Below are 7,629 nucleotides of genomic sequence, written 5' to 3' on the forward strand. Positions count from 1 at the left end.
GGAAATGTATACAAATCTCTTGAAACTGTTATGGCCGTTTCGCGCCAGATTCACTTAAATTCAGTATTATTCTTTGACAAGGGCAGTATGGGCAGCCTTTAAAACGGCTTCCACGGCAGCCGCCTTATCGGCTTCCAGGGCATAGGTGCTGTCAGCATCCATAATGGTATGGAATTTTTCCAGGGCCTTATCTTCTAAGGTCTTACAGCCTTCGGATTCCCAATGAACCACGCCATCGCGGTTAAACAGTTCCGGGCGATGGGGTTCCATGAAGTGACGGCCGGTGTGTTCGCTCATCAGGAAGCTGAAGGACGGATCCTTATCCAGTGCGGCAAAGATTTCGTCGGCATCAATGGTTTCGACATCCACATCCAGTCCCCGGCGAATCCGTTGGGCAATCCCGAAAATTTCATTATCAATAATCAACTGGACAGGGCTGATCGTCTTGGCCGTTTCCAGTTGGCCAGCACCACCGAGGACCGACGCGGCGGACATTGCCATGGCGTCCGTAAGGCTTGTCCGTTCGATAAAGTTCTGGGCATCCATGCACAGGCTATCGGTACCCGTACCATAGGAGTGGGCACGGACGTTATAGCCATTTTCAAAGAGCTCCATGGCAATGAGTCTTGCGATGGTAATTTCTGTATTGGACTGAAGGGTGTAAGTGGTCATCATATCCATAGAGAATAACAATGGGGTTGCGATAACCGGCAGACCCGGGCACAGCAGTTCAAGCATGATAATCATGGCCAGGACTTCAGCACAGGCCATAAAGGCGGTTCCTTGGGCCGTTACCGGTGTGTTGGCACCAGCGGTGGGCAGTGAACAAGGCTGAACCGGTACGCCAGCCTTGGCACAACGATACAGGATTTCCGCATCCATATGCTTATAGGTCAGGCAAGGCACGCTACAGGCGATAAAGCTGACGATGGGTTTTTTCTGAAGGTTCTCAAGACCGCCGACGGCAGCCGCCGCCATATCAATCAGGTACTGCACATTATCTGCTTCGTAGGGTTGGATCCAGATGTGTTTTGCGGAAAGCTTAAGCGCCTTTTCCAAAGTATAGACATCGACTGCATCTCCAGGAACATATTCACCGGATGTACTGGGCAAGGTGACAAAGTCCAGGTTTTCCATGGCATTGGTGAGTTTGTACCATTCTTCTACCTCTTCTAAGGTCGTGTAGTGGGTATCTCCTTGGATCGTGCGGTAGTTGGGGGCCCCAGTGTTGGTACGCGTATAAAAACGACCGTCGGCACTTGGGAAATCCAAGTCACGCTCTCCGCCCGGAGAGTACAGCGTAAATTTTTCAGGCACTGCCGCCATGGCTTTGTCGATGAGCTCTTTGGTGAATTTAACTTCTTTCGCATCCTTATCCACCACACAGCCAACCGCTGCCAAATCATCCAGCATTTCTTCATGATCCAGGATGACGCCACGCTCAATGAGCAGACGTTCGATTTCTCCCTTTAAATAGGATAATTCCTGATCATTCATCACATTGTATTTCACTCGACCTAACATATCTCCACTTTTATCCTTTCGCTTTTAAACTATGGGGTTTCTGATTCTTATTATGCGTTTGTAACGTATGCCTTAGACCAGGCAGCCGCACCCGCAGCATCTGCCGCAAAGCCATCGGCACCGATTTTATCGGCCCAGCCCTGGGTAACCGGTGCACCACCGATTAAGACCTTGACCTGGTCTCGGACGCCTGCTTCTTCAAAGGCTTTAATGACATGGGCCTGTTCATTCATGGTGGTGGTCAGCAGAGCGGACAACCCAACAACATCTGGCTGATGTTCTTTGATGGCTTCGATGAACTGTTCTGCAGCAACATTGGCACCAAGGTCAATAACATTGAGATTGGCGCTGCGCATCATCAGAACCACCAATTTTTTACCGATATCATGCAAGTCACCTTTAACGGTACCAACCACTGCTGTCCCAACGGTGGTTGGGCCTTCACTGGCGAGCATAGGTTTGATCACTTCAACCCCTTCATTCATGGCCTTTGCAGCCATCAGAACGTTGGGGACAAAGATCTTTCCTGCCCCAAATTGTTCGCCGATTTCGTTGATTCCAACCATTAATCCATCATTTAAGATGCTGGATGCTTCAATTTTCTCGGAGACGGCTGCCTCAACCTTTGCAACGGTATCCGCTACATTTCCTGCAATAACCGCTTGACTAATTTCTTGTAATAGTGCCATACTATCCTCCTACTAAATCTCTTTGATTTTTTTATTAAAAGACCTAAGGGTCCTTTCAATCTGTATTATCTTTAAAGGTTAAAACCTTTTCGACACAATCCGCAGCATTATCTGCAAAATCTGCCCCAATCTCTGCGGCAAAGGCCTTGGTAATCGGTGCGCCGCCCACTAAAATCTTAACCGGCCAATCGAAGGGATAGGCGTTAATTTCCTGAACGATTTCCCGCATGCTGATCATCGCAGTGGTCAACATGGCCGATAGGCTAACGTATTGGGCTTTGTTCTCAATAATCGCTTCGATGAATTCCCGCCCTGAAATGTTGGTTCCCAAATCAACCACAGTGAACCCCACACTTTCCAACATGATGGACACCAGGCTCTTTCCAATAGAATGGATATCGCCCTGAACGGTCCCAATGATAATGGTTTCAGCAGTAATCATCTTTTCCTGGCTTTGACTCAAATAGGGTCTGAGCACATCAATCCCTGCCTGCATGGCCCGGGTAGACATTAATACCTGGGGGATGAAGCTTTTTTTGCTTCTCAGTAATACGCCACAGTGATCCATAGCGGGAATCATTGCCTTTTCCAGAATTTCCATGGGGGGGACCCCCGCATCCAGGAATTCCCGGCATATTTCCACTGTACAGACCTCATCACCATCGATGATCTTCCGAAATACCTTTTTCATTGGTAACATTTATATCCTCCTAACCTACCAATTCACTTGATTTTCACGAGATCCTTATAACTGTTTAACCAACTAACATTATTATACTGAGGACCCTGGCATGATTCTATGAATTGCAACATGAATATTTGTATTTTTCCCCACAGTTTCATCCTGATTTACAGAGGGAAAATCGGTTTCTCTTTTTTTTGGACAAAAACACTATTTTTTGTAAAAAACATCACTATATTTTCCTTTATACCACGATTAATCATACTTTTACAACTTTCGCACATTCTTTTTTTTGCTTTTTCAAAAAAATTCATGATTCTCATTGACAAATTCCTCTGATATAATGAATAATAAAAGTAACGCACATTGATATCAATAGAATTTCATCCTTAAAAATGTATCAGAAGGAATACTGTGCCTCTACTTTACAGGATAACCTGTCAGTGGGCAATCAGAATTGGTTTTCCTTAATTGATGGCTGCCTAACCAACAGGATCACTCAATGAAAATATAAATAAAAGAGAGAAAATGATGAACGAAATTCTAGAGAAATTACAAGAAATCGTCAATGATTTTTGTATCTGCACAGGTGTACCGGTTACGATTTATAAAAACTCTGGGGAAATTCTGGCCAGCTACCGGACTGAACTTAAGTTTTGCAGTATTTTTAGTGAACATCAAGGACAGCTCAATAAAAAATGCACAGATAGTATGAACTTTTCCGCCCAGATTGCCCGCAGCCTGGGCGAGCCTTATATCTTTGCCTGCCCCTCAGATCTGATCAATATCGCGATTCCCGTCCTTATCGATAAAAAACACCAAGCCAGCGTTATCGTCGGTCCACTGGTGATGGGAAACCTCAATGATACTCTGGTGGATCGGGTCTTTAACCTTTATCCCGAAGCACAGACCCTGCTCCCCAAAATTTCCCTTGCCATTTCAAAACTCATGATATATAATCCCAATCATATCCAAAGCCTTTCCACGCTGTTGTTCAACAGCATTCTTGGTTTCTGCCGCAACTGGCAGGATTACGAGCACCTGAACACCCGTCACCAAAGCCAACTGTATATTGGTGACCAAATCGAAAAGTATAAGCATAAGAATACCTTCGGACCCGAGGATAATTCTACCCTGAACTCTCTGGAGCGCAAGCTCATCTGCTATATTGAGGAAAGGGATCAGGAAAAATCCACTAAGATTCTGAGGGCTTATTATGACGAAATCTTTATTATCGAGGGTGGCAATTACGATAATATCAAAGGTCGGATCTTTGAATTATTCGGGACCCTATCCCAAAAGGCCATTGATAACGGTGCTTCAGTCCAAAAAATTTTCAGTTCTGATTTTAACCATATCTTTGCCATGAGCCAAATCCAAACGACATCCGAACTCTTTAGCTGGATCAATAATATTGTGGCTCACTTTATCGACCATGTTTACAGTACTCTGGTCCTCGGACAATCCGACCTTATTAAAGCCGCCCTTTTATACATTGGAGATGCCTACAGTGAGAAAATCACCCTTAACGATTTAGCCCGCCATCTGCATATCAGCAGCAATTATATTTCCCAGCTCTTCAAGCGGGAGGTCGGTGTTAATTTTACAGGATACCTCAATAATATCCGTATCCAAAAAAGCCTGACCTATTTAGAACACGAAGATCTAAGCATCGCTGATATCGCCGTCCAAGTGGGATTTGGCGATCAGAGCTACTACACCAAGGTTTTTAAAAAACTCTTGGGGGAAACACCCAAACAATATCGAAAACGCCTTACGGCACAAGAATAATTTGGAGGTTATCATGGTTGAATACATCAAAACTAAGTTTATTTATGATAAAGAAAAAATCTTTCGCCAGCTGCACCTCAAGGAAAACGAGAATGTGACCAATTACACCCACCAGGTTTTTCCCTCGCTCATCCAGCTGGCCATGCACCATCTCGAAATCACTACCTGCTACAGCGTTCAGCACAATCACTTCCGGGGGATCCTCCCCGGGGTTGAAGATTGCCAATACGTTGTCCTTTGTTGTTGCTCCTGTTCCCAGAAAATAGACGATCTGATCGAACGGATGCTCAAGGAAGAAGAATTTCTCGATGGGTTTTTGCTCAACCACATCTCAAACGAAATTCTCTTCAATGCCTCCAACCAAATGAATACCCAGCTGGAATACAGTCTTTTGGAAAAAGATATCCATCTCACCCGAAAGCAATCGCCTGGAAGCTGCGGCATTGATCTTGAAGCCCAGGCCGTTCTTCTGAATGCCCTTAAGCAGGAAACGGATCTCGATATCACACTAACATCCAATTTTATGTTAGCCCCTGAAAAATCCATGCTTTACTATTACGGTGCCGATTCGACCATCGAAACCCATTCGACCAAGCACGATTGCAACAGCTGTGATTCAACGGACTGTCCCTATCGGGATGCGGATTTTTAAAAGAAAGGCACCCCTATGTTTAAGCTGAATTTCATCAATCAAAAAACTAATATTACTGTAACGGGGGGTCTGCTCTCCGAAGCCTGCTCCTCAGCAGGTTTTCCCCTGGACCTGGTTTGCGGTGGAAAGGGCACCTGTGGAAAGTGCCTGGTTACCATCGAAGTTCAGGGGCACAGGCGGGAGGTTTTAGCCTGCCAATTCACGGTAGAAGAGGATTTAACCGTCTATTTAGAGGACTCCCAATATCTGGATCAGGCCTCCCTGCTGACTGGGCACCACAACGATGCCACCCTTCCCTTTGATCCAGCCCTAAGAAAAACCCACCACACTCTTTCGGATCTCACTCCAGAAGGCTACAGCACATTTCTAAGGGATACCAGCCTGACCCTACGCCGAAAGTTTTCCCACATGGTCCATCAAAGGGGTGTCTCCCATATGACGGTAGTCCGCCACCAAGGCCTTCCCATTGACATCCAGCCCGGAGATACTACGGCCCACCTTTACGGTGGGGCCATTGATATTGGAACCACCAGCGTGGTGCTTTATGTCTATGACCTGATTGACGGCAGCCTGCTTTACACCGAATCCTCCTTAAATAAACAGATTACCTTCGGGGGCGATGTCATTGCCCGGATTCTGTGCTGTCAGGAGCGGGAATCTGCCCTGGATGAGCAGTGCCAGGCCATCGCCCATACCATCAATGAACTGCTTAGTCGCTGTGAAGAGGACCATCCCGGGCTGCTTGAGGACCTTTATCACCTGGTTCTCTGCGGCAACAGCACCATGGCCCATTTATTCTTTGCCATGGACCCCCAGGCCCTTGGACGCTTTCCCTATGCCAATATCACAGAGGATGCCATCCACACCCACAACCATGCCTGTGGCTTAAACCTGCCGGATGCTGCTGTGATCGATTTTCTTCCCCTTCTGGGGGGTTTTGTCGGAGCTGACACCACCTCCGTCCTCCTCACCCTTCCCCAGGATGACCGAAAATATCTCATGGTCGATCTAGGCACCAATGGTGAAATTGCCCTTGGCAACGCCCTCACCGGCTTTCAAACCGCCTCCACTGCTTGTGGGCCTGCCTTAGAGGGGGCTAATATCGAATGCGGTATGCGGGCAAGCACAGGTGCCATCGAAGGCATTACCTTGGAAAAGGGAGAAATCTGCTGTCAGGTCATCGGCGGCGGCGCTCCCATCGGTCTGTGTGGCTCTGCCATCGTCGATGCCGTAGCGGTCCTGCGCAGCCTGGGGATCATTGACCCCAGCGGCTATCTCCTCACCCCCGAGGAATATCTGACCATCCATCCCGGCAGTCCCCTGGCCGCCCATTTGGCGGTCTTAGATACTTCAGATCAGGATGTGGTCTTTTACTTCTCCCGGGGGGACAAGCCCGTCTACCTCTCCCAGGGGGATATCCGCCAGATTCAGCTGGCCAAAAGCTCCATTTACTCAGGCTGCATGACCCTTCTCAAAGAATGCGGCCTACCCCTGTCCGATGTGGATGCCCTAGTATTAGCCGGGGCCTTCGGCAATTTCATTAACATCGAAAACGCCCTGGCCATTGGGCTTTTACCCCCCTTCCCCCGGAAAAAAATCCTCGCCATTGGCAACGGTGCCGGCCACGGGGTCCAGCGCTGTCTCTTAAACCAGGGAGAGCTCGACCGGGCAAGCCAGATCCAAGCCTGCACCGAGCAGATCAACCTGGCGGATACCCCGGAATTTATGGAAGCTTATATTATGAATATGAATTTTAATTAAAGTTCGTACAAAAAGAAAGACAAGGCCCCGAATCAGACGGCCTTGTCTTTCTTTTATCAGGATAGCATGATATCCTAAGCCTTGTCAACGTCCTTCTGTTCCCATTCCCTGGAACAATGATCCACAGGCCATTGACAAACCCTTGCCCCATGGCTACAATACAAATCATGGCGTATTGATATTGTCAATAATAGTTGACAGATTTCCCTCAAGGATTCAGCGACCTTATGCAACATCCTGTAAGGACTGGTAATATTGCTGCCTCTTTATTACAGGTGGCACTCCACCAATCGATGAGCAGATTCTTCTGTTATTCCAGTAGCTCATGAAATATCTCCAGATTAAGACCTTCAATTCTTCGATGGTCATTTTTTCGGTATCATAGCGGTCATACAACAGTTCGGATTTCATCCGTGCCCACATACTTTCACATCTGGCGTTATCGTGGCAACGACCACCAGCCCTGTTCATGCTCTGCCTGACGTGAAATTTTTTGAGTGCTTTGCGATAGCAGTTACTGGTGTATTGCG

Annotated in this window: 7 protein-coding genes; 3 read left to right on the forward strand and 4 right to left on the reverse strand. The window is 47.2% G+C overall.

Annotation, left to right across the window (positions count from 1 at the left end):
* Nucleotides 1–66 precede the first annotated feature (66 nt).
* The 3 genes from BLW33_RS12225 to BLW33_RS12235 are packed head-to-tail and all read right to left on the reverse strand — an operon-like array spanning nt 67 to nt 2,913.
* Nucleotides 67–1,524: a trimethylamine methyltransferase family protein gene (locus BLW33_RS12225; protein WP_090309306.1), complete on the reverse strand. Its 1,458-nt coding sequence runs from the start codon at nt 1,522–1,524 to the stop codon at nt 67–69.
* A 50-nt stretch (nt 1,525–1,574) separates the two neighbouring features.
* Nucleotides 1,575–2,213: a corrinoid protein gene (locus BLW33_RS12230; protein ID WP_090245365.1), complete on the reverse strand. Its 639-nt coding sequence runs from the start codon at nt 2,211–2,213 to the stop codon at nt 1,575–1,577.
* A gap of 55 nt (nt 2,214–2,268) precedes the next feature.
* Nucleotides 2,269–2,913 carry a cobalamin-dependent protein gene (locus BLW33_RS12235; RefSeq protein ID WP_090245366.1) on the reverse strand — a complete coding sequence of 215 codons (645 nt, stop codon included), beginning with the start codon at nt 2,911–2,913 and terminating at the stop codon, nt 2,269–2,271.
* A gap of 510 nt (nt 2,914–3,423) precedes the next feature.
* Here BLW33_RS12235 and BLW33_RS12240 point away from each other — a divergent pair.
* From BLW33_RS12240 to BLW33_RS12250, 3 genes are read left to right on the forward strand one after another with little or no spacing between them, the layout of a single operon-like run.
* The gene (locus tag BLW33_RS12240) at nt 3,424–4,686 is read left to right on the forward strand and encodes an AraC family transcriptional regulator (RefSeq protein WP_090309310.1); all 1,263 of its coding nucleotides are present in this window, start codon (nt 3,424–3,426) and stop codon (nt 4,684–4,686) included.
* A 13-nt stretch (nt 4,687–4,699) separates the two neighbouring features.
* Entirely contained in the window at nt 4,700–5,338 is a 639-nt protein-coding gene (locus BLW33_RS12245) for a hypothetical protein (RefSeq protein WP_090309311.1), read from the forward strand.
* Between the two features lie 15 nt (nt 5,339–5,353).
* Nucleotides 5,354–7,099 (forward strand): ASKHA domain-containing protein, encoded by a 1,746-nt coding sequence (locus tag BLW33_RS12250; RefSeq protein WP_090309314.1) that lies wholly within the window; start codon nt 5,354–5,356, stop codon nt 7,097–7,099.
* A 225-nt stretch (nt 7,100–7,324) separates the two neighbouring features.
* On the opposite strand, the gene BLW33_RS12255 is transcribed toward BLW33_RS12250, so the two are convergent.
* Nucleotides 7,325–7,629 (reverse strand): integrase core domain-containing protein (locus tag BLW33_RS12255; protein ID WP_143032643.1); only part of this gene is annotated, 305 nt, incomplete at its 5' end.

Source organism: Eubacterium aggregans (assembly GCF_900107815.1).
GTDB classification, from domain to species: domain Bacteria; phylum Bacillota; class Clostridia; order Eubacteriales; family Eubacteriaceae; genus Eubacterium_O; species Eubacterium_O aggregans.